Consider the following 20645-nt stretch of genomic DNA (forward strand, 5'->3'; position numbering starts at 1 on the left):
AAGGGCGTCGATACTATCGAAACCCTTTCAGCCCGCCACAGCCTCCCTGACCCCTGCCAGCACCGCGCCGGCCGCCTCCCTCATGCAGAAGCTGGCCCATGCCTTCATCAACACGCGCCGCTTCTCCAACAGGTCGCCGCGGCGATAGGCGGCCTCCACCTTGTTCTTGATCGTGTGGGCCAGCGCCATCTCCGCCACGTCGCTGGGGGTGTTCGTCGTCTCGGCCGTCCAGTCGCGGAAGGCGGAGCGGAAGCCATGGGCGGTCGCCTCCACCTCCATCCGGCGCAGCAGCATCGTCAGCGTCATGTCGGACATGGGCTTGCCCGGCTTGGCGCCCTCGAACACCAGGGCCTCGGGATCGTCGGGCTTGCGGGCCAGCGCGCGGGCTTCCTGCAGGATCTGCAGGGCGCGCGGGGCCAGCGGCACCACATGCGGCTTGCCGGCCTTCATCCGCTCGGCCGGGATCGTCCACAGCCCGCCTTCCAGGTCGAACTCCCGCCACACAGCGCCGCGCATCTCCCCCGACCGAACCGCGGTCAGGATCAGGAACTCCATCGCCAGTGCGACCACAGGGCCGGCCTTGTTGGAGCCGCGCAGCTTGGTCAGGAAGCTGGGCACGTCGTCATAGGGCAGGGCGGCGAAATGCCCGCCGGCCTCCTTCTGTTTGGGCAAGCCCTTGGTGACGCCGCGCACCGGGTTCTCTCCATCCCGGAAGCCCTTGGCGGCTGCCCAATCCAGCACGATCCCGATCCGCTGGCGGAGCCGGCGGGCGGTCTCCGGCTTCTCCAGCCAGATGGGCAACAGCACGTCGCGCACCTCGGGCGTTCCGATCCGGTCGACGGTCAGCGTGCCAAGCTGTGGGAAGGCGTAGGTCTCCAAGGTATTGAGCCACTGGTCCGCGTGCTTGCCGTTCTTCCAGCCGTCCTTCCGCTCCTCGTGGCAGGTGCGGGCGGCTTCCGCGAAGCTGGGCACCACCCGTCGGGCGGCCTTGCGTTCGGCAAGCGGGTCTCCGCCGGCGCGGGCAACCCGCCGCATCTCCAGAGCCGCGTCGCGTGCCTCTGCCAGCGTCACCAGGGAGGCGGAACCCAGGCCGATGTCCCGTCGCCTTCCATGGATGGTGATGCGCAGCAGCCAGCGCCGGGCGCCCGACTCGTCCACGTCCAGATACAGGCCATTCCCGTCCGCATGCCGGCCGGGCTTCCGAGTCTTCACCGTGACGGCGGTCAGTGCCTTTTCAGGGTGCCGGCCGAGTCGCTTGGGCATGGGGGCTTTCCTTGATCGAAATGGTCAACCCCACATTCGGGGGCCAGGGAACCGAATTCCCGTGCCCCACGTTTTACCCCACAAAGCATTACCGGTATAGGTGGAAAGTCGCGGACAAGGGCAAACGAAGGCGTGTCCTTGTATTGAGGAAAATCAAATACATGGCGGATACTGACGGACATTGGTGGATAGCGGTTCTATAGTCACCTCTTCCGCCATTCAAATCACGAAATCATCAGCAGAATGGGACGGGCGAACCCGCCGCATGGTCAACGGGTTCGCACTCGCTTTGTGTCAATTGCCCATCAGGACGTCGGCAGAGTCGGAACTTTCGGCTTGTTCCCGGCCTGCACAAGGGCTTGGTGCAAATTCGTATCCTGAACCACCAATTGAACGGCATCCCGCAACGCAGCTGACAAGGCCGGAGCCGCCTGCTCTCCCATCATGAGCATGACATCTTTGTTCACACCGATCGCCCGATAGCTCCGGCTGTAGACCAGGGTGCCGTCCTGACGCTTCGCAGTCAGGTCGAATGCGACCTCCGCAACCGCTTCCGCCGTCCAGAACCCAGGCTTGAAGTCGTTATAGAAATTGGTGGTCTGCACGGTAATGGCGATCCCACCAGGGCCGACGTTGAAACCAAGAGACGCCAGTTCCGTCTGCACCGCCTGACTGACTTCGGCCACCACGTCGTTGGCAGCGGTGATCTTGGCCATCTCCATGCCGTAGCCGTTCTTCTTCGTCGAAACACGGTCACGATTCGACACGCGGCCATCGGATGGAGTAACGCTGATGGTTACGTCCTTGGCTCCCTGAACCACCGAAATATTGGCCGGCGCAGAGTATTTGACCGGAATGGCGTCCTCGGTCAATGCACAGCCGGATACCATCGCTGCAAGCAGAACACAGGCAAAGACCTTAATCATTCTGATTTTATCCTGCGAAATTTCAATCAACGACTTTGATGCCTTGAGGCCGCGCAATTTGATTCGGCAGATGATCGGCAGGCAGAACGCGCTGGTAGGTTCCATTCGCCTGCACCATCACGCGCTCGGACGGATTGAACACGCGGTCTCCCGCCGCCTGCTCCTGTACGATGGTGATGGTTTTCCCGTTCGCGAGAGTGATGGTGTACTCGATCCCGACGCGGTCACTGGCGGCCTGCTCCGCCATGGCTCCGATTGCGGCCCCCACAAGAACGCCACCCAGAATCGCCGCGACGTTGCCAGATCCCTGTCCGACATTCGACATCGCCAGACCGCCGGCCGTCCCACCTACAACGCCGCCAACGCCCGTGTTCTGTCCCCGGATGTCCACCTGTCGGGATGCCACGACGGTGCCGAATTCGACAGCCGATGCACGACCGACATCTTGGAAGCTGTAACGGCTTTGCCCCTGCGTGGCGCAACCAGTTAAGCTCGCCACAAGGCATATGCTAGTGGCAGCTGAAATCATTAGCTTTCGCATTGCGACTCAATGCCTCATTTCTGCGGTAATGGTAGCTTACGCTCAACCTGAGAATGGCAGAGCATACCGCCGATGTCGATAGAAGCACCATCTCCTGCGGTACCTCGCCGAAGGCGCCGTCCGTTTGTCATCGCTACCGGCGGCACACCCCAAACCGCATACCATCATATGACCCCCACCCTTTTGCGCCTCCCCGATTGCTCTGCTAGCGTGCCGTTCGGGATAGGGGGAGGAGCGAACCATGGGACTCATCAGCTTTCTGAAGAAGACCGCCGCCGGTCATACCGACCGCCAGAAGCAGGCGCGCTACGACCGGGCGAACGCGCGCGCCAATGACTACATGGAGGTGGCGCAGTGGTATGCCGAGGAAGGCGACGGCAACCCGCGCATCCTGCAGAACTATCAGGAACTGTCGGCGCTGCCCTTCCGCCAGGGACATGCGGCGAAGCTGGTCGGCTATCGCAACGACATCACCCGCAAGCTAGGCCATGCCGCCCACATCGGCACCCGGCAGAACCCGTGGATCGCCGCCTTTCTGCGGCCGGACGACGGCACCGTCTATTGCGCCTATGTGCTGCTGCGCGACGACAACCAACAGTTCGCGCTGATGAAGCCCTACTGGTTCCTGTCCGGCAACGAGACGGAAGCCGGGTTCAAGCGGTCCGTGACCGGCGTCATCTGATCCATTCCACAGGAAAGCCGTACACATGCCGAACATCGCCGATCTGGTCGCGAATCCCGAAAGCTTCCTCAAGAACAATCTGATCTGGATCCAGTATCAGTCCTACCAGCCCAACTATCGCGTCGGCGGCGTCAAGAGCTTCACGCTCAGCGACGACGGCATGACCTGCACGCGCAAGGGCACCGGCATCATCTCGCAATTCTCGACCAAGACTGTCGATGTCTGGTCGGTGCGCTACGACCAGGGCAACCAGCCGGGCAGCTGGAGCGCCTATTGGTTGCCCTACGACCAGGATTTCAAGCATCTCATCGTGCTGGAGGACGAGGCCGACGTGATGTTCACGCCGACGATGGACGGCTGCTCCTTCGGCTTCAGCGATCATGGCGGCGGCACCTTCTCCGCTTCCCACGGCAATCTGCAGACCGCGGAGGGGCGGATCGACGAGGCCGGGCTGCGCCAGGGCATGCGCCTGCACGGCACCACCCTGCACAAGGCGCAATACATGAACGTGCCCGGCACCGACGCGGTCAAGGTCACGCTGGTGGGCGTGCGCAACGGCAAGAAATGGCGCTTCTTCTACCAGCAATACATCGACAACATGGGCGCCTTCACCCTGCTGAAGGTGGCGCAGGTCAAGCGGTAGGACCGCTGTCGGCCCAGCCGGCACGATATTCCATAGAGCCGGAATAATGTTACCGGCGCACGGCAATAAATTCCCGGACATCACTCCGCGACCGTGCGCCGGCCTCCGGCGCCATTGCGACGAAACCCCGAAGTTCTGCCGGAAAGACCCAGAACTCGGGGTTGGCACGTTCTTTGCTACGAATGCGTGCAGACACGATGAGCACGGAAGTGGCAAAATGAGCATTTCCAGCGTGGGAACACACACCGGCATCACAACTCCGGCATACAACCACCAAGTCAACCGGCACCAAATCGGCCGGCAAGCCGACGAGGGAACCCCCTCCTTCGCCGACACCATGACCACCACCAGTGGCAAGGCCGCCCAGAGCGGTGACGCCGCCGCGAGCAAACCCGATTTCACCCATATGACCCACAAGGGCATATTCGACTGGATGAACGCCAAGCTTCGCAGCGGCGAGATGTCGTTCGAAGAAAGCACGACCTATGTCAGCATGAGCGTCAGCAACATCGCCGGCAGCGACCAGTTGACCCTCGACAACGAGAGGCAGGTCGATTTCCTGCAAAGAACGAAAGACGGCATGGATTGGGCTCAGAAGCTCGGCAACGCCGATCTGTACAAGCGGCTGTCGACCGCATTGAAGACCATGCAGGATTATCAGGACAAGCCCGACGGCCGGTCGCTGAAGGCCTGACCACCGGCGGATTACCACCGAAGACTCTCGGATGGCAAAAAGCATGTCGGACTGGCGGGGTGCCGCGCCCCTCCACTCCGGTTGGGCGGGCGATCCGACAGCCGGTTCGCTTCCCGGCCAAGACAGCCCGCCACCGCCTTGCTACAGTCCTTGTCCCTCGGACCTGTCCCGACCAGTTTGATCCGCAAGACAGCCCCCCGGACCAGAGACCCAAAGCAGAGACAAGGCACATGGACAAAGGCACGCCGAAGGCCATCCGGCTTCAGGACTATCGCCCCCCGGCGCATCTGATCGACACGGTCGACCTGTTCGTCGACCTGGGCGAGGATGTCACCACCGTCCGCGCGGTGCTGGCGATCCGCCGCAATCCCGACCGGCCGGAGGCGGCGACGGAGCCGCTGTCGCTCGACGGGCAGAGGCTGGATCTGGTGTCGGTGGCGCTGGACGGCCGGACGCTGGGACCGGACGAATACACCGTCACCCCCGATCACCTGATCGTGCTGGAGGTGCCGGACAGCTACACGCTGGAAACCATCGTCCGCATCAAGCCGCAGGAGAACACCGCGCTGGAAGGGCTCTACAAGTCCTCCGGCAACTTCTGCACCCAGTGCGAGGCGGAAGGCTTCCGCAAGATCACCTATTTCATCGACCGGCCGGACGTGATGGCGCGCTACAGCACCACCATCACCGCGGACAAGGCGCGCTATCCGGTGCTGCTGTCCAACGGCAATCTGGCCGCGTCGGGAGATCTAGAGGGCGGGCGCCACTGGGCGCGCTGGGAGGACCCGTTCCCCAAGCCCTGCTACCTGTTCGCGCTGGTCGCCGGCAGCCTCGTCCATGGCGAGGACCGTTTCCGCACCGCGTCGGGGCGCGACGTCACGCTCCGCATCTATGTGGAGCCGGGGAACGAGGACAAGATCGACCACGCCATGCGCTCGCTGATCAAGTCGATGCGCTGGGATGAAGAGGTCTATGGGCTGGAATACGACCTCGACATCTTCAACATCGTCGCGGTCGGCGACTTCAACATGGGGGCGATGGAAAACAAGTCGCTCAACGTCTTCAACACCAAATACATCCTGGCCAAGCCGGAAACCGCGACCGACACCGATTTCCTCAACATCGAGGCGGTGGTCGCGCACGAGTATTTCCATAATTGGACCGGCAACCGCGTCACCTGCCGCGACTGGTTCCAGCTGTCGCTGAAAGAAGGGCTGACCGTCTTCCGCGACCAGGAATTCTCGTCCGACATGCATTCCCGCGCGGTGAAGCGCATCGCCGATGTCCAGGGGCTGCGCACCGTGCAGTTCCAGGAGGATGCCGGCGCCATGGCCCATCCGGTGCGCCCGGACAGCTATGTCGAGATCAACAACTTCTACACCCCCACCGTCTACAACAAGGGTGCGGAAGTCATCCGCATGATCCACACCCTGCTGGGGCCGGAAAAGTACCGCAAGGGCACCGACCTCTATTTCCAGCGCCATGACGGGCAGGCGGTGACCTGCGACGATTTCGTCGCCGCCATGGCCGATGCCAGCGGCGTCGACCTGACCCAGTTCCAGCTGTGGTACCGGCAGGCCGGCACGCCGGAGCTGGACATCGCCGGCAGCCATGACGCCGCGGCCAAGACCTTCACCCTGACGGTGAAGCAGACGGTGCCGCCGACGCCGGGCCAGCCGACCAAGCAGCCGATGCACATCCCGCTGGCGGTCGGCCTGCTCGGCCCCGACGGCCAGGACCTGCCCTTGCGCCTGGAAGGCGAGGAGGCCGCCGACGGCACCAGCCGCATCCTGCACGTCACCGCGGAAAGCCAGAGCTTCACCTTCCGCGACATCCCGGCCCGGCCGGTGCCGTCGCTGCTGCGCGGCTTCTCCGCCCCGGTGAAGCTGAAGACCGACCTGACGGAGGCCGACCTGACCTTCCTGATGGCGCATGACAGCGATGCCTTCAACCGGTGGGAGGCCGGGCAGATCCTGGGCACCCGCATCCTGCTGAACCTCGTCGCCGACCGGCAGGCCGGACGCGAGCTGGTGCTGCCGGAGGGCTATGCCGATGCCTTCGCCCTGATCCTGGCCGATGCCGGCCGCGACCCGGCCTTCGCCGCCCAGGCGCTGGTTCTGCCGACGGAGGCCTATCTCGGCACCCAGATGGCGGTGGTCGATCCCGACGCCATCCATACGGTGCGGGAGTTCGCGCGCAAGACGCTGGCCGGCCGCCTGCGTTCGCAGTTCCTCGACCTCTACCGCCGCAACAGCAGCCAGGAGCCCTTCTCCGTCGATGCCGACGCCATCGGCAAGCGGGCGCTGAAGAACCTCTGCCTCGCCTATCTGATGGCGCTGGAGGATGAGGAGGCGCTGGAGCTGTGCCTGACCCAGTACCGCGGCGCCAAGGGCATGACCGACGAGATCGCGGCACTGCAGTTCCTGTCCAACGCCGCCTCGCCGGAAGGGGAGAAGGCGCTGGCCGACTTCTACGAGCGCTGGAAGGGCGAGGCACTGGTTGTCGACAAGTGGTTCGGCGTGCAGGCGATGTCGCACCGCGCCGACACGCTGGACCGGGTGACGGCCCTGCTCGGCCACCCCGCCTTCGAGATCCGGAACCCGAACAAGGTCTATGCGCTGATCGGCGGTTTCGCCAACGGCAACCCGGTTCGCTTCCATGACGGGAGTGGAGCCGGATACCGCTTCCTCGCCGATCAGGTGCTTCGGCTGGATCCGATGAACCCGCAAGTTGCGGCCCGCCTCATGGGCCCCTTCTCCCGCCTGCGGCGCTATGACGCGGCCCGTCAGGCCCTGATGAAGGCCGAACTGGAGCGGATCGTCGCCACTGCGGGCCTCTCGCCGGACGTCTATGAGGTGGCGAGCAAGAGCTTGGCCGCCGCGGGCTGAAGACTCGGCACCAAAGGACCGGGGGCATATGCAAAGGGCCGGAGGCGATGCCTCCGGCCCTTTTCGCCGTCCGCGGTACCCGGCCGGGCCGGGGGGCGCGGTCTTACTTCTGCTCGGCCAGGAAGGCGATCAGGTCGGCACGCTTGGCGTCGTCCTTCAGGCCGGCGAAGGCCATGGTGCCGCCGGGGACGATTTCCTTCGGGGCCTTGATGTAGGCGTCCAGGTTCTCGGCGGTCCAGGTCAGGCCGCCGGCGGCCTTTTCCTTCATCGGGCCCGAATACTTGAAGCCATCGACCGAAGCGGCCGGGCGGCCGACGACGCCGTGCAGCGACGGACCGACCTTGTTCTTGCCCTGCTCGGTGGTGTGGCAGGCCATGCAAACCTTGAAGACATCCTTGCCGGCGGCGGCATCGGCGGCCTGGGCGGCACCGGCACCCATCACGATCGCGGCCAGGGTGGCTACGCCCATCAACAGCTTCTTCATACTTCGGCTTCCCTTCCGATGGATCGACCGGCCGACGGCGCCGACCGGAATCGCGCGGCAGCATACACAATCCAGGGGTACGTCAAACCCCTTTGATATGGCCGTACGACCAATGAACAATCTGTCACACTAGTGAATCAAAGCAAGCGACGCGAGAAGAACCACAACCAACAGCAGCGCAGCCCACGGCACGTAGAAACCGCCGCTTCCGGCCCGGGTCCCGGCCCCGAGTCCACCGCCAGACCCGACCGGAAGAGGCAGCGGAATCTCCGGCGGCGGCTCCGCCGTCTGCGCTGCCGGAATGGCGGCCGGAGCCGGATCGGCGGGCTCCGCTTCGGCAGGTGCCGGGCCGACGATCTGGGTGAAGCGGGCGAAGAACTCCTCCGCCATCTTGCGGGCGGTGGCATCGACCAGCCGCGATCCGATCTGCGCCAGCTTGCCGCCGACCTGCGCCTTGGCGGTGTAGGTCAGCAGTGTGGCGCCGCCATCGTCGGACAGGGCCACGGTGGCGCCGCCCTTGCCGAAGCCGGCGGCCCCGCCCGATCCCTCTCCGGTTATGGTGTAGCCGTTGGGCGGGTCGAGGTCAGACAGCGTGACCTTGCCGGCGAATTTGGCGCTGACCGGGCCGACCTTGGCGACGACCTTGGCGGTCATCTCGGTATCCGACTGCCGGACCACCTCCTCGCAGCCGGGGATGCACTGGCGCAGGATGTCCGGATCGTTCAGCGCCGCCCACACCGCCTCGCGGCTGGCCTCGATCCGGTGGCTTCCGCTCATGTCCATGGTTCGTGGTTCCTCCAACCCTATGCCAACCCTTATGCGCCCCTTTGCGGGCGTCGATCCCCCGGCCGTGGCCGGAGTTTCCGGGGCCGGGGTTCGGTTCGAGAATACGGGATCGGCCGGTGCCGCGACAGCCCCGACCGCCTCGTCTCAAAGTCCTATGGGCGCCGGCAGCGCCGGGACGCGCCGTCAGCCGCGCGGCGCCATGCAGTTGCTGACGATCGGCGTGCAGGCCGACAGCGAGGCGCCCGCCGGGTAGCTGACCTGCTCCACCGTGCCGCGCGGGCCGACCACCACGGTCGCCTCGCATCCGGCCGTGGTGTTGCCGCCGACCGGCACGCCGAAGCCGAGGCCGAGTCCCACCCCGCCGCTGCCGCCGAAGCTGCCGGCGCCGATGCCGATGCTGCTGCCGGGGCTGTAGGCCGCCGTCGGGCGCGCCACGTAGGTGTAGTATTCCCGGCCCGACGCCATCGCCTGACGATCCGGCACGCCGGCGCAGGCCAGCAGGTCGGCCTTCGGCATGCCGACCATGGCGGTCTGGGCGCGCCGGGCCACCTCGGGATCGGGGCCGGTGGCGCAGCCCGCAAGGATGGCGGACATGCCGCCGAGAAGGATCACCGCAGCGCCCAGGCTCCGTATGCGGGCCATGTCTCGTCCTCCACCAGGATATCGTGTCATTGCCGGGTTCATCTCAACCGGTTGATATGAAGCTGAAACCCCGCCGCCGCCCGTCCGTTCCCCAGAGCGCCGGACCGGCACCCGCGTGACGGCAGGGCATGACGGCCGGGCGGAGATTTGCTAGGAGTTCCGCCACCCGCCCATCCCAGCACATCAGGATCGCCGACGCCATGGCCGAGCTTACGCCTACCCCCTCCTCTCCCGTCACCGTCCATCTGGCGCTGGGCGGCAACATGGGCGACCGCGCCGCCAATCTGGCGGAAGCGATCCGCCGGCTGGGCGAGGCGGTGGAGATCGATGCGCAGTCGGCCCTCTACGAGACGGCGCCGATGTATGTGACGGACCAGCCGGCCTTCCTCAACATGGCGGTGCGCGGCACCACCCGGCTGGACCCGCGGGCGCTGCTTCGCTTCATCAAGGACATCGAGTCGACGCTTGGCCGCGATCTGGGCGGGCTTCGCTTCGGCCCGCGCCCCATCGACATCGACATCCTGCTCTATGAAGACCGGGTGCTGACCGAACCTGAGCTGGAAATCCCCCACCCCCGCATGGTGGAGCGCGCCTTCGTCCTCTGTCCGCTGGCCGACATCGCCGCCGATGTCCTGCATCCGGTGCTGAACCGCCGCATCGATGCGCTGCGCGACGAGGTGCCGGGGCGCGAGACCGTGCTGCGGATCGCCGAAGGGCTCTGACCCCGAGGAACTCCGACCGTCCGCCACCGGCCGAGTGCGGTGGCATGCGGCGACGGCACAGCTTATAGTGCCGACCAGAAAGCAATGCCGGTGGCGGGCCGCCGGCCGGGAGAATGTGTTGTCGGACGATAGCGCAAAACGGGCCGTCCTGGTCCAGCCGGGCGGCGCGCCGCTCACCTACACCATCCTGGTGCGCGGCTTCGCGGCACCGGTCGCCATCGCCGGGCGTGCCGACCGGCCGCAGGTGTCCTTCGACCTGACCCTGACCGTCACCCATCCCGGCCCCGGATTCCCCGACGACATCGCCGCCGTGATGTCTTACGAGGACATCGTCGAAGACTTGCGACGTCTTTGTGCCGAATCCGAAATATCCGGTGCGGACTATCTGGCCGACCGCGCCGCGGAGCTTTGCCTGTCCCATGCCAAGGTGCGCAAGGTCCAGGCGGACGTTACGATTCCCGCCCCCGACTCCGGCGGTCCCTCCGCCGGGGCGAGCCTGACGCGGGTCCGCCCGGAACAGCGGTGAACAGTAACACGGACGCTCCGCCGAGCGGTGGCGGCACCGGCCAATACTGGATTACGGAAAGATATAGCGCTTGTTGACAAAAGGACGGGTGACAATACCACCCGGGCTGCGCTATGGTCACCATATTGTATTTTCAACGCACAATCCGGATCAAAGGGGCTATATCCCCGGCGGCCATCCGGATGCCGAAAGCCGAGACGAGCGCACAGCAGGGATTAGGCCAATCGCCATTGCCGGCTTCGACCGTCCGCCGATCCCCCTTCCGGGACGGCCACGGTTTGCGGAAGCCGGACCAGAAGGGAGGGACGCATGGACCGGAACACGACGCCGACCCTTTCCGAATTGCTTGCCGATCCGATCGTGATCGCCGTGATGGCACGCGACGGCATCAGCGCCGACAGCATCCAGCAGCTGTTCGAACGCCTTCGCCGGAGCCGACGAGTACCGGAGCAGCGGCTCGCCGCCTGACTCCGCCGCATCCTGATCCAATCGCCTGAGGATCGCGCAGGCGCAAGGCAGGAAGGCGAAGAGCAGCTCCGCATCCGCGCCCGTCGGATGGAACCGGTCACCGGCCGCATGGCCGGAACTGTCGGCTGGATCCTTTTTGCAACCAAGCACGGCCATCCGACAGGTCGCTCCCAAGCGCGAACCGCTCGAAGCGCGAAGCACCACCGAGCCGGCATGATGTCCGGACCGGCGGTGCTTCGCGCTTCGGCGAATGGTCCCATGGAGCAGACGCTGCCGCCCCCTCAGCCCTCCAGCACGGCGCGCACGGTCTCCATCACCTCGGCCGGGGTGAAGGGCTTGCGCAGGGTCCGGTGTGCGCCCAGCGCCTCGGCCACCGGCAGCACGTCCAGCGAGGCGCGGGCGCCGCCGCCGGAGATCGCGATGATCTTCAGCGACGGGGAAGCCCGCCGCAGCTCCATGATCGTCGCCAGACCTTCCTGATTCGGCATGAAGATGTCGGTGATGACGAGGTCTATCGGACGGTCGGGCGGGCTGTGGGCGGAATGGTCGCGGAACCGCGCCATCCCCTCCACCCCGTCGCGGGCACCGACCGCCTCGTGGCCGGCCATCGTCAGCGTGCGCAGCAGCACCGCCCGCGCCACGTCGTCGTCATCGATGATCAGCACGCTCGCCATTGCGCCAGGCTCCTCATTCGGCCGGATGTGCGGGCGGATGGGCGGCCCCATGCGCGGCACCCGCCCCTTCCGATTCATCCTGCATCGGCTTCTTGCGGGCAAGATAGCTGTAGACCGTCGGCACGACGAACAGGGTCAGCAGCGTGCCCAGCGTCATGCCGCCGACGATCACGGCGCCGATGGCCTGCCGGCTTTCCGCGCCGGCCCCTTGGGCATAGGCCAGCGGCACCGCACCCAGCACCATGGCGCCGGTGGTCATCAGGATCGGGCGCAGGCGCAGCACGGCCGCCTCCTCCACCGCCTTGCGGATGTCGGTGCCGGCACGCTGGAGCTGGTTGGCGAACTCCACGATCAGGATGCCGTGCTTGGTGATCAGGCCGACCAGGGTAACGAGGCCGATCTGGCTGTAGACGTTCATCGTCCCGCCGCTCATCTGCAGCGCCGCCAGCGCCCCGGTCATCGACAGCGGCACCGTCAGCATGATGACGAAGGGGTCGATGAAACTCTCGAACTGTGCCGCCAACACCAGATAGATGAAGGCCAGCGCCAGCACGAAGACGAAATAGAGCCCGGTCGCCGATTCGCGGAACTCACGGCTCTGGCCGGCATAGTCGGTCTGGGCGGTGGCCGGCAGCACCTTGTTCGCCGCCGCCTGCATGACCGCCAGCGCCTCGCCCAGCGAAGTGCCCGGCGCCAGCGTCGCGGTGATGGTGGCGGAGCGCAGCTTGTTGAAGTGGTTCAACTCCTTGGGCGCCACCCGCTCCTCCACCTTTACGAGGTTGGCGAGCGAGATCATCTGACCCGCTCCGCCGGTGGCGCTGGTGCCGCCGCGCACATAGATGCCGGCGATGTCGTCGGGGTTGCGGCGGTCGATGTTGGCGACCTGGACGATCACGTCATACTGCTTGCCGTCCTTCTTGAAGCGCGTCACCTGCCGGCCGCCCAGCAGCGTCTCCAGCGTGCGGCCGACGGTGTCGACATCCACCCCAAGGTCGGCCGCCTTGTCGCGGTCCAGCGACACCTTCAGTTCCGGCTTGTTCAGCTTCAGGTCGGTGTCGAGATTGACCAGTCCGGGGAAGTTGCGGGCTTCCGCCATCATGGCGTTGACCATCGCCTGCAGTTCCTCGAAGGGCAGGGAGGTCTGGATGACGAAGTTCACCGGCTTCTCGGTCGGGCTCTGGCCCAGCGAGGGCGGGTTGGTGACGAAGCCCAGGATTCCGGGAATGCCGAACATCTTGGGGAACAGCTGGGCAGTGACCGCCTGCTGCTTGACGTCGCGCAGATCCCAGTCGATCAGGCGGACGAAGGCGATGCCCTGGTTGACCACCGGGAAGCCGACGACGACGAAGAACTTCTCCAGCACCGGGATTTGCCGGAACAGCGCCTCCATCTGCTGGGCATAGCCCATGGTGTAGTCCAGTGTGGAGCCTTCCGGCGCGATGGCGATGCCGACGATGGTGCCGCGGTCCTCCACCGGCGCCAGCTCCGACTTCAGCCCGGTGAACAGGCCATAGCTGGCCGCGGCGACGCCGAATCCGACCAGCAGCACCAGCGGCCGCGCCCGCAGCGACAGGCGCAGCAGCCCGCGGTAGCCGTTGGTCATCCCCTCCAGAAAGCGCTCGATGGCGCGGTAGAGGAAGCCGTGCTTGGTCTCGTGCTTCAGCAGCTTGGAACACATCATCGGCGACAGCGTCAGCGCCACAAAGCCCGAAACGATGACCGCACCGGCCAGCGTCAGCGCGAATTCGGTGAACAGCCGCCCGGTGCGGCCGGTCATGAAGCCGATGGGGGCATAGACAGCCGCCAGAGTGATGGTCATGGCGATGACGGCGAAGCCGATCTCGCGCGACCCCTTCAGCGCCGCCTGGAAGGGGGGCATCCCCTCCTCCACATAGCGGAAGATGTTCTCCAGCATGACGATGGCGTCGTCGACGACGAGGCCGATGGCCAGCACCATCGACAACAGGGTCAGCGTGTTGATGGAGAAGCCGAAGGCGTACATCAGGGCGAAGCCGCCGATCAGCGACACCGGGATGGTGACCAGCGGCACCAGCGTCGCCCGCAGCGAGCGCAGGAAGAAGAAGATCACCAGAACGACCAGGACGATCGCTTCCAGGATGGTGTGGAACACCGCATCGATCGACTTGGCGATGAAGACGGAGCTGTCGTAACCGACATCCACCCCCATGCCCTCGGGCAGGGCGGCGCGGATCTTCGGCAGCGCGTCGTTGACCGCCTTCGACACGTCCAGCGGGTTGGCGGTGGATTGCTTGACCACGCCGATGGCGACGGCGCCGCGGCCGTTGAAGCGGGCGCTGACCCGCTCGTCCAGCGCCCCCAGCTCCGCCCGGCCGACATCGCGCAGGCGGACCAGATAGCCGGAATCGTCGCGCAGGATGATGTTCTCGAACTCGGCCGGGCTGCGCAGGTCGGTTTCCGACACCACGGTGAACTCGCGCGCCACGCTTTCCACGCGGCCGGCCGGGATTTCCACATTCTGCCGGCGCAGCGCGTTCTCGACATCCTGCGGCGTCACCCGGTAGGCGGCCATCCGCTGCGGATCGAGCCACAGGCGCATGGCGAAGCGCCGCTCGCCGAAGATGCGGACCTGGGCGACGCCGGGCAGGTTCTGCAGCCGGTCCTTGACGTAGCGGTCGGCGAAATCCGTCACCTCCAGCGGCGAATGCCGGTCGGAGGAGAAGGCCAGATAGATGATCGGCTGCGCGTCGGCCTCCACCTTGGCGATGACCGGCTCGTCGATCTCCGACGGCAGCGCGGCGCGGACGCGGCCCACCCGGTCGCGCACGTCGCTGGCGGCGACATCGACATTGCGGTCCAGCCGGAAGCGCAGGGTGATCTGCGACTTCTCCGCCCGGCTGATCGAGGACATCACGTCGATTCCCTCGATCCCGGCGAGGCTGTCCTCCAGCGTCTGGGTCACCTGGCTTTCGATGATCTGGGCCGAGGCGCCCTTGTAGGTCGTCTCCACCGTGACGACCGGCTCGTCGATCTTGGGATATTCGCGCACCGACAGGCGCTGGTACGACACGATGCCGATCAGCATCAGGGCGAGGCTCATCACCGTCGCCAGCACCGGGCGGCGGATCGAGATGTCGGAGAGGACCATCGGCTCAGCTCCCCGTCGACTTGTTGGCCACCGGCTTGGCCGGCACCACTGCGACGGCCGCGCCGTCGCGGATCTTCAGCTGGCCGGCGGTGACCACCATGTCGCCGGGGGCGAGGCCCTTGGCAATCTCCACCTCCGCATTGCGGCGTTCGCCCAGCACGACCCTGGTCTGGGCGACCTTGCCGTCGACGACCTTGAAGACGAACTGGTCCTTGCCGAAGGCGACGATGGCCTGTTCGGGGATCAGCACGGCGTCCGGCACCGTGGTCAGCGTCAGCGACACGCGGGCGAACAGGCCGGGGCGCAGCGCGCCGTCGGGGTTCGGCACGCGGGCGCGGATCGCCAGCGCGCGGCCGTTCACGTCCACCAGCGGGTCGATGGCATAGACCGTGCCGTCGAAGCCGCGCCCGCCGAAGGCATCAACCGCCACCTTCACCGTCTGGCCGACCTTCACCGCCGGCAGGAACATCTCCGGCACGCGGAAGTCCAGCTTCAGCGTGTCGATGTCCTCCAGGTTCACGATGTCCTTGCCGGCCTGGACGAAATCGCCGACCGACACCTTGCGCAGGCCCAGCACCCCGTCGAAGGGCGCGGTGATGACCAGCTTGTCGAGCTGCGCCTTCGCCAGCTGCACCGCCGCCTCGTCGGCCAGCAGCTTGGCCGAGGCCTGTTCGCGGTTGCGCAGCGGGCCGGTGTTCTGGCGGACCAGCTGGTCGGCACGCGACAATTCGGCGCGGGAAAAGGCGATGCTCGCCTGGGCCTGGGCCAGCGTTGCGCGGGCGATGGCGTCGTCCAGCCGGACCAGCACGGCGCCCTTGGCGACTCGCTGCCCCTCCTTGAAGGCGATCTCGCTGATGCGGCCGGCGATCTCCGGCCGGATCACCACCGATTCGTTGGACAGCAGCGACCCGACCGCGGTGACGGTCCGCTCCACCGTGCCGATGCGGACGGGGACGGCCTCCACCGGCATCGGCGAGGCGCCGCCCGGCGGCTTGCCTCCCCCCGATGCAGCGCCGGCGGCCGGCGAACCGCCGGAAACCGCGCCGTTCAGCATCGCGGTCAGCCCGGCGACGGTGCCGCCCTGCTTCACGAAATACCAGTAGGCCCCACCGGCGAGGGCCGCCAGGACGAGGAGAGCAGCGATGCGAAGCGTGTGGCGCATGGAACCGGAATCCGGACGGGTTTCACCGTGCCGCTGCGCAACCGAAAAGCGCGCGAGGCAAACTGAACTATATCGTTCAGTTCAAATCCGAAGTCGAGAAGGTTCAATGACCCGAACCGTCCGCCGGATCGCCTGTGGCCGCCACGTCCCGACGGTCGGCAGTCTCAAGCCTGCCCGCCCGCATCGCGACGGTCCGTCCGCCGCACAGCGTCACCCACAGGTCGGCGGGATCGCCGGCCGCCACCGCTCCGCCGTCGCCATCGCCAATCCGGCGGACCATGCCGCCGTCGAGGTCGAGACCGGGGGCGCAGCAGGGCGACTCGCCGGCCGGGACCAGCGCCCGCACCCGTCCATCCTCGATCCGGATATCACGCAGCCCATCGGGAACCCGCGCGTTCTTCAGCCAGAATTTGCCATTGGCGGGGATGCGGGCGAGGCAGCAGGTCGGGGCGCTCATGGGGTTTACCCGTGTCCGGTCCGGCGGTGTGCGACGCACCTAAGCTGACACAAAATGGTAAAGCAAAACCAGCGGGAGCTTGGACTTTAGGGGTTTATCCTTCCCCCAGCGCCAGGAACTCCTGGAAATTGGCGCAGCGTCCGGCCCTGAAGGCGGCTTCGTATGCGGCGTTGCGGGCGCGCTTGGCGGCGATGGCTTGCGTGAAGCGCTGGCGCAGCGCTTCGTCCCGGATCCCCAGCCCGTCGCCGGCCAGCCGGTCCAGCACATGGCGGTAACAGCGCTCCGCCCGCTCCCCGCTGTCGGCGGAGAAGGTGATGGATCCGGCGCGCTGGCGGTATTCGTAGAATGGCGTCGCCACCAGCGGCACCGGGCCGGCGGCGTCGAGCACCCGGACATTGAACACCACGTCGTCGCAGAAATTCACGTCCTCGTCCCAACCCGGCACCAGATCGCGCCGCACCACCGGGAACATCGGCACCGAGGTCGCCAGGAACCCCTCGCCATCCAGCCATGCCGGCGCCTGCCCCTCCCCATACAGGCGCAGCAGCAGCGAATCGTCCTCGTCGCGCACTACGGCGACATTGTCGAAAGCCGCACCATGGGCAAGCGCCAGCGGCACCAGGGCGGAGAGGCGTCCGGGGAGGAACCGGTCGTCGGCATCCAGCGGCGCCACCAGCGCCAGCCGCGCCACCGCCATCCCGGCATTGCGGGCGGCGGGCGCCCCGGCGCCCACCCGGCCGGTGCCGGTGAAGACCAGCCGCGGGTCGTCGATCCCGGCGGCCCGCAGGGTCGGGCGGTAGTCGGTGCCGTCGTCGCTGACGACGACCGCCTCCCAGGCGGTCCAATCCTGCTCCAGCAGGCTTTGCACCGCCCGGAGGATGGTGTCATGGGCACGGTGGGCGGCGACGATCACCGAAACGCCCGTCCCCATATCGTCGGGCGCAACCTGCCGCTTTCCAGTCCCGCCCATTCCATCGCACTCCCGACGTGTCTGCGGGCGGAGTTTGTCTGCGGGTCGCCAAGGACGTCAATGGCACAGAGCCGTAGCGGCCCCCTGCCCCGACCGGGATTTCAAGGCGCCTCTTACCTGCTCCACCGCCGCGTGGTAGGAAAGGGGTATCGTGCCTGCGGCCTTGGAGGACACCCTCGTGTTCGGCGAGTTGAACAGTGGAACAGGGCCGGAAAACCGTTGCACGGCGTTTCAAACGTTCCAACCGGCCGCGGCTCCGCCCATCGATTTTGCCCCGCCGGACGTTGAACATGAAGCCCGGACGGGCTATGTGGTGAAGCAGGCAAGGCGCATGCGGCAGCGGGACAGCAGTCGGGGCATCCCTCCGGCAGCGCATCCCGGTCCCGATACCCCGCTTCCGATACCAGGGAGAAGAACATCAATGGCGCAGGTCGGATACACCCGGTTCGACGACGAACCTGAAAAGGAACCGGACGAGAAGTCGAAGGAAAGCGCCCAGCCGCAGTTCGCCGCCGTGCAGCAGAGCCTGTTCAAGGCGCGCACGGTCCTGATCTTCGGTCAGATCGATATGAAGCTGGCACAGGTCGTCTCGGCCCAGCTGCTGGCGCTCGCCCATGAGAACGACGACGACATCACCGTCGTGGTCAACTCGCCGGGCGGCCACGTCGAGGCGGGCGACACCATCCACGACATGATCCGCTTCATCAAGCCGCGGGTGAAGATGCTGGGCACGGGCTGGGTCGCCAGCGCCGGCTGCCACATCTATCTGGCGGCGAAGAAGGAAGACCGGTTCTGCCTGCCGAACACCCGCTTCCTGATCCACCAGCCGCTGGGCGGAACGGGCGGCCGGGCGACGGACATCGCCATCGAGGCGAAGGAAATCATCCGGATGCGCGAGCGTCTGAACAAGATCATCGCGCGCGAGACCGGGCAGCCTTTCGAAAAGGTCGCCAAGGACACCGACCGGAACTACTGGATGCAGGCCGACGAGGCCAAGGAATACGGCATCGTCAGCCACGTCATCGACACGATGGACGAGCTGAAGTAACCGTTCGTTCCGGCGGATACCGAAAAGGGGCTTTCCTCCTGCCGGAGGAAAGCCCCTTTTTCTTTCAGCTTTGCATTGCGCCGCAAGCGCCCTGGAAAACGGCTCTTCAGACGGACAGGTTCAGAAGCGACCCGCGCTTGTGGTAGCCCTGCCCGTTCACCTGGGCGGAAAGGGCGTTGGCAACGGTATCCACCGACTGATTGCCCTGGGTGGCGCTGCGCGTCTCCCGCGTCTGGTCGGCCTTGCCGGCCGCCTGGGGAGCGGCGACGGTCTGGGTGCGGACCGGCGGAGCCGTCTGCTGCGCCGCCTGCACCGCCGGAGACATCGCGATCTGCACCGCGGGCGTCTGCGGGTTGGGCTTCAGCGTCTGGTAGGACGGTATGGCCGGGTTGAGTTGCATGGATGAAATATGCGCTCATCCAGCGCAGGATTCAAGAAGCCCAGCCGTAGCTTTCCCCGGCCTCAGGAGGTTTCGGGCACCGCCGCGGCGGTTGATGATGACGATGGCGATGCCGGACCCGCGGTCGCCTTGGCCGGCAGCCGCCGGGTCCGCCGCCGCTCCAGCACCAGCGCCAGCACCAGCAGCAGGGCGATGCCGCCCAGATTGACCGCCAGCACCGCCGACGCCCCCTTGCCCGCCATCAGCACCGCGGTTCCGGCGATCGACAGCACCACGCCGACGCAGAAGACCGGCAGCGAATGCCGCCCGCAGGCGGTCAGCAGCCGCGCAGGCGCCGAGCGCAGCCATGCCGCATCCCGCGGCACCAGCAGCGCCGCCGCACAGGCAAGCGCCAGGAAATGCAGCAGCCGCATCGGGCCCAGCGTGTCCTTGTCGGCCCAGGGGATCGTCTGTTCCGGCAGCCAGCCATGCAGCCCGGCCGGAACCAGCGCCCGGCCAAGGTCGGAGGCCGCCCCCTTCCACAGCGCCATGCCCACCACCACCGCCAGCGCCGCCGCCAGCAACCAGCGGGAGCGCGGCAGCGTCACTTTGCCGCTGCGCACCACCAGCGCCAGGCTGGTGCCCAGGAAGAACACGCATTGCCAGGCCAGCGGGCTGAAGTTCCAGCTCCCCTCCCACAGGTTGGGCGGCATCAGGCCGGGCGCCCCCTGGGCAAGCAGATAGAGCGCCACCGACCCCGCCACCGCCGCCATGCCGAAGCGGGCGTAGGACCACAGGAACAGCGGCGCCGCTGCCACCAGCAGGATGTAGAGCGCCAGGATGTCGAGCGCGAAGGGCAGATAGATCAGCACCAGATGCCATGCCATCGCCACGACCGGGCTGTCGAACAGCGGCGCGAAGCTCTCCAGCCGGTTCGACGCCTCCATCGGCAGATCGCCGACATACACCGCCAGCGCCACCACCAGCGCGCTGACCAGCATCGTCGCGATGTTGGCCGCCCACAGCTGGCGGCAACGGCCGAGCGCCTTGCGCTGGCAGGCGGCAAATCCGCGCTCCGCCAGCACCGGGCCATAGGCCAGCGCGATGGCGTAGCCGGAAATGAAGACGAAAATCTCAGCCGAATCGGACGGGCCGAACCGGCCGGGCGTTACCTTGGCCAGCGGATTTCCGCCCACATGGTTGATGAAGATGATCAGAAGGGCCACGCCCTTGAACAGATCGAGCCGGACGTCGCGAGCCTGACGTTGCTGCATGCAGCGGTGCCTCTCCTGCTGTCGCGGGGCTTCCTGCCAGGGTATCGGCCGGACAGAACTGGCCGCTTACCGCCTTCGGCAACGGCGCACGGATCGGGACGATGCAGGACCACTGCCGGTCCGGCACCGCCACGGGGGACTTAGCCCACCATGGGCATTTTCACCGGGCGGGTGTCCAACGCGATGGGGGATCCTTCCATCGCGGCACAGTGGGGAAAAAGCACTACGCCCATCTTGCGGCGGCTGTGGAAACCAACCCGGAATCGGGCGAACCCGAACTGGCAGGAAC

The 20645-nt window shown here is 66.5% G+C and carries 21 protein-coding genes; 8 read left to right on the top strand and 13 right to left on the bottom strand.

The window, feature by feature from the left end:
• Nucleotides 1-27 precede the first annotated feature (27 nt).
• From AZOLI_RS17330 to AZOLI_RS30435, 3 genes are all read right to left on the bottom strand, one after another.
• A complete protein-coding gene (locus tag AZOLI_RS17330; protein WP_014188456.1) occupies nucleotides 28-1263 on the bottom strand; it encodes a tyrosine-type recombinase/integrase in 1236 nt (411 codons plus the stop codon).
• Between the two features lie 305 nt (nucleotides 1264-1568).
• Nucleotides 1569-2294: a YajG family lipoprotein gene (locus AZOLI_RS17335; protein WP_162488251.1), complete on the bottom strand. Its 726-nt coding sequence runs from the start codon at nucleotides 2292-2294 to the stop codon at nucleotides 1569-1571.
• Nucleotides 2212-2718 carry a hypothetical protein gene (locus AZOLI_RS30435; RefSeq protein WP_162488252.1) on the bottom strand — a complete coding sequence of 169 codons (507 nt, stop codon included), beginning with the start codon at nucleotides 2716-2718 and terminating at the stop codon, nucleotides 2212-2214. The genes AZOLI_RS17335 and AZOLI_RS30435 overlap by 83 nt, the downstream gene beginning before the upstream one ends.
• A 253-nt stretch (nucleotides 2719-2971) precedes the next feature.
• Here AZOLI_RS30435 and AZOLI_RS17345 point away from each other — a divergent pair, with 253 nt between their 5' ends.
• From AZOLI_RS17345 to pepN, 4 genes are all read left to right on the top strand, one after another.
• Complete coding sequence (locus AZOLI_RS17345; RefSeq protein ID WP_014188459.1) at nucleotides 2972-3412, top strand: hypothetical protein; 441 nt, start codon at nucleotides 2972-2974, stop codon at nucleotides 3410-3412.
• A 25-nt stretch (nucleotides 3413-3437) separates the two neighbouring features.
• The gene (locus AZOLI_RS17350) at nucleotides 3438-4055 is read left to right on the top strand and encodes a hypothetical protein (RefSeq protein ID WP_014188460.1); all 618 of its coding nucleotides are present in this window, start codon (nucleotides 3438-3440) and stop codon (nucleotides 4053-4055) included.
• Nucleotides 4056-4272: 217 nt separating this feature from the next.
• The gene (locus AZOLI_RS17355) at nucleotides 4273-4749 is read left to right on the top strand and encodes a hypothetical protein (protein WP_014188461.1); all 477 of its coding nucleotides are present in this window, start codon (nucleotides 4273-4275) and stop codon (nucleotides 4747-4749) included.
• A 230-nt stretch (nucleotides 4750-4979) separates the two neighbouring features.
• On the top strand, nucleotides 4980-7637 hold the full coding sequence (gene pepN / locus AZOLI_RS17360; protein WP_014188462.1) for an aminopeptidase N: 2658 nt from the start codon (nucleotides 4980-4982) through the stop codon (nucleotides 7635-7637).
• 103 nt (nucleotides 7638-7740) lie between these two features.
• Here the strand turns inward: pepN and AZOLI_RS17365 are convergent, their stop codons facing one another.
• From AZOLI_RS17365 to AZOLI_RS17375, 3 genes are all read right to left on the bottom strand, one after another.
• Nucleotides 7741-8121 (bottom strand): c-type cytochrome, encoded by a 381-nt coding sequence (locus AZOLI_RS17365; protein ID WP_044551582.1) that lies wholly within the window; start codon nucleotides 8119-8121, stop codon nucleotides 7741-7743.
• Between the two features lie 129 nt (nucleotides 8122-8250).
• The gene (locus AZOLI_RS17370; protein WP_014188464.1) at nucleotides 8251-8904 is read right to left on the bottom strand and encodes an SRPBCC family protein; all 654 of its coding nucleotides are present in this window, start codon (nucleotides 8902-8904) and stop codon (nucleotides 8251-8253) included.
• A gap of 186 nt (nucleotides 8905-9090) precedes the next feature.
• Nucleotides 9091-9549 (bottom strand): hypothetical protein, encoded by a 459-nt coding sequence (locus AZOLI_RS17375; RefSeq protein ID WP_014188465.1) that lies wholly within the window; start codon nucleotides 9547-9549, stop codon nucleotides 9091-9093.
• A 200-nt stretch (nucleotides 9550-9749) separates the two neighbouring features.
• On the opposite strand from AZOLI_RS17375, the gene folK reads away from it, so the two are divergent.
• The 3 genes from folK to AZOLI_RS32900 all read left to right on the top strand — a co-directional run bounded on the left by folK (nucleotide 9750) and on the right by AZOLI_RS32900 (nucleotide 11265).
• The gene (folK, locus tag AZOLI_RS17380) at nucleotides 9750-10271 is read left to right on the top strand and encodes a 2-amino-4-hydroxy-6-hydroxymethyldihydropteridine diphosphokinase (protein ID WP_014188466.1); all 522 of its coding nucleotides are present in this window, start codon (nucleotides 9750-9752) and stop codon (nucleotides 10269-10271) included.
• Nucleotides 10272-10386: 115 nt separating this feature from the next.
• On the top strand, nucleotides 10387-10797 hold the full coding sequence (locus tag AZOLI_RS17385; protein WP_429725903.1) for a hypothetical protein: 411 nt from the start codon (nucleotides 10387-10389) through the stop codon (nucleotides 10795-10797).
• Between the two features lie 309 nt (nucleotides 10798-11106).
• Entirely contained in the window at nucleotides 11107-11265 is a 159-nt protein-coding gene (locus AZOLI_RS32900; protein WP_014188468.1) for a hypothetical protein, read from the top strand.
• A 281-nt stretch (nucleotides 11266-11546) separates the two neighbouring features.
• Here AZOLI_RS32900 and AZOLI_RS17390 read toward each other — a convergent pair whose 3' ends face one another.
• From AZOLI_RS17390 to AZOLI_RS17410, 5 genes are all read right to left on the bottom strand, one after another.
• A complete protein-coding gene (locus AZOLI_RS17390) occupies nucleotides 11547-11939 on the bottom strand; it encodes a response regulator (protein WP_014188469.1) in 393 nt (130 codons plus the stop codon).
• Between the two features lie 13 nt (nucleotides 11940-11952).
• On the bottom strand, nucleotides 11953-15066 hold the full coding sequence (locus AZOLI_RS17395) for an efflux RND transporter permease subunit (protein WP_014188470.1): 3114 nt from the start codon (nucleotides 15064-15066) through the stop codon (nucleotides 11953-11955).
• Between the two features lie 4 nt (nucleotides 15067-15070).
• A complete protein-coding gene (locus tag AZOLI_RS17400; protein ID WP_014188471.1) occupies nucleotides 15071-16228 on the bottom strand; it encodes an efflux RND transporter periplasmic adaptor subunit in 1158 nt (385 codons plus the stop codon).
• A gap of 103 nt (nucleotides 16229-16331) precedes the next feature.
• Nucleotides 16332-16685 carry a hypothetical protein gene (locus tag AZOLI_RS17405; RefSeq protein ID WP_014188472.1) on the bottom strand — a complete coding sequence of 118 codons (354 nt, stop codon included), beginning with the start codon at nucleotides 16683-16685 and terminating at the stop codon, nucleotides 16332-16334.
• Between the two features lie 94 nt (nucleotides 16686-16779).
• Nucleotides 16780-17655, bottom strand: coding sequence for a glycosyltransferase family 2 protein (locus AZOLI_RS17410; RefSeq protein ID WP_162488253.1), 876 nt, complete (start codon nucleotides 17653-17655; stop codon nucleotides 16780-16782).
• A gap of 421 nt (nucleotides 17656-18076) precedes the next feature.
• On the opposite strand from AZOLI_RS17410, the gene AZOLI_RS17415 reads away from it, so the two are divergent.
• Entirely contained in the window at nucleotides 18077-18703 is a 627-nt protein-coding gene (locus AZOLI_RS17415) for an ATP-dependent Clp protease proteolytic subunit (RefSeq protein WP_014188474.1), read from the top strand.
• A 106-nt stretch (nucleotides 18704-18809) separates the two neighbouring features.
• Here the strand turns inward: AZOLI_RS17415 and AZOLI_RS17420 are convergent, their stop codons facing one another.
• Both AZOLI_RS17420 and AZOLI_RS17425 read right to left on the bottom strand, forming a co-directional pair.
• On the bottom strand, nucleotides 18810-19103 hold the full coding sequence (locus tag AZOLI_RS17420) for a hypothetical protein (protein ID WP_014188475.1): 294 nt from the start codon (nucleotides 19101-19103) through the stop codon (nucleotides 18810-18812).
• Between the two features lie 62 nt (nucleotides 19104-19165).
• Nucleotides 19166-20356: an OpgC family protein gene (locus AZOLI_RS17425; protein ID WP_014188476.1), complete on the bottom strand. Its 1191-nt coding sequence runs from the start codon at nucleotides 20354-20356 to the stop codon at nucleotides 19166-19168.
• Nucleotides 20357-20645: the final 289 nt, after the last annotated feature.

Source organism: Azospirillum lipoferum 4B (genome assembly GCF_000283655.1).
Lineage (GTDB): Bacteria > Pseudomonadota > Alphaproteobacteria > Azospirillales > Azospirillaceae > Azospirillum > Azospirillum lipoferum_C.